This is a genomic window from Escherichia sp. XD33 (genome assembly GCF_019375075.1).
Lineage (GTDB): Bacteria > Pseudomonadota > Gammaproteobacteria > Enterobacterales > Enterobacteriaceae > Enterobacter > Enterobacter flexneri_A.
In genome coordinates, this window is the sequence record NZ_JAENDM010000407.1 from 1 (window position 1) to 514 (window position 514).

2 protein-coding genes are annotated in these 514 nt (G+C 58.4%); both read right to left on the reverse strand.

Annotated elements, in window-relative coordinates; translation table 11 throughout:
- The coding region (locus tag K0778_RS27480; RefSeq protein WP_001324243.1) for a head-tail joining protein at window positions 1-104 on the reverse strand (104 nt) is incomplete at its 3' end.
- Between the two features lie 11 nt (window positions 105-115).
- Window positions 116-511: a DNA-packaging protein FI gene (locus tag K0778_RS27485; RefSeq protein ID WP_000158897.1), complete on the reverse strand. Its 396-nt coding sequence runs from the start codon at window positions 509-511 to the stop codon at window positions 116-118.
- Between the last annotated feature and the right edge of the window lie 3 nt (window positions 512-514).

Consider the following 514-nt stretch of genomic DNA (forward strand, 5'->3'; position numbering starts at 1 on the left):
GACTGCTCACCGGATGTCATGGTGGCTGACGTTCCCATGTACCCGCGTATCGTTTCATCGGCGCGGGCAATGGCAGCATCGAACAGGTTATCGAAATCAGCCACAGCGCCTCCCGTTATTGCATTCTGGCCAGGCCGCGCTCTGTCATTTCGGCTGCCACACCGGCAGAGACACGAAACGCCGTTCCCGGCAGCACAAATGCCACAGGTTCATCCCGCGTGGCGTGAAGTGCATCGGTATGCAGCGTCACCAGTGCCACAACCGTGACCAGAGCAGCCGTATCAGTCACGGTATCCGTCTGTGCTGATACCACCTCATTTTCATGTCCGGTCAGCGCATTTTCCGGGCTGACAGACGTGTCCTGACCGGCTGCGTCATCCGTGTCATCAAGCTCCTCTTCCAGCTCTGCCACACGGAGCGCCAGTTCTTCTTTCGTCCCCGTCAGGCTGACATCACGGTTCAGTTGCTCACCCAGCGACCGGAGACGGGCAATCAGTTCATCTTTCGTCATGGA